Origin of the sequence: Cupriavidus basilensis OR16, assembly GCF_000243095.1 — a bacterium.
Lineage (GTDB): Bacteria > Pseudomonadota > Gammaproteobacteria > Burkholderiales > Burkholderiaceae > Cupriavidus > Cupriavidus basilensis_D.
In genome coordinates, this window is sequence record NZ_AHJE01000124.1 from 1 (window position 1) to 457 (window position 457).

The following is a 457-nucleotide window of genomic DNA, read 5'->3' on the forward strand; positions in this document are numbered from 1 at the left end:
CGCGGTGCTGATCAACAAAGGCCTTCAGGACTTCAAACGGCGGTCGAGCTCCGCCTGGGCGAAAAACGCGCTCGCCAGCTTCAGGATCTCGTTGGCTCGGCGCAGTTCCTTTACCTCACGCTCCAGCGTCTTGAGGCGTTCGCGCTCGGACGCGGTCACGCCATCTCGCTCGCCAATCTCGACTTGGTCTTGCTTGACCCAGCCCAGCAGCGTCTGGCTCGTGCAGCCGATCATTGGTGCAATGGATTCGACTGCCGCCCACAGCGACGGATGCTCGCTACGCTGCTCTCGAACCAGACGTACGGCCCGCTCTCTGACCTCGGGGGAAGACTTGGTTCGCTTGCTCATGGGCTCCATTCTCTCAAGAATTGGAGCCTCCACTAAACCCGGGGCGGTTCAGTTGGCACGCGCCGCCCGTCCAGTGAAGTACCGCTTCATAGTCTGCCCCGGACTCCGG

The 457-nt window shown here is 62.1% G+C and carries 1 pseudogene and 1 other annotated feature; the pseudogene reads right to left on the bottom strand.

Annotation, left to right across the window (positions count from 1 at the left end):
• Window positions 1–70: a sequence feature (AL1L pseudoknot), on the bottom strand. This feature is flagged as partial in the annotation.
• Window positions 1–348 (bottom strand): annotated as a pseudogene (locus tag OR16_RS33885) (transposase); the annotation flags it as partial. (Overlaps the previous feature by 70 nt.)
• Between the last annotated feature and the right edge of the window lie 109 nt (window positions 349–457).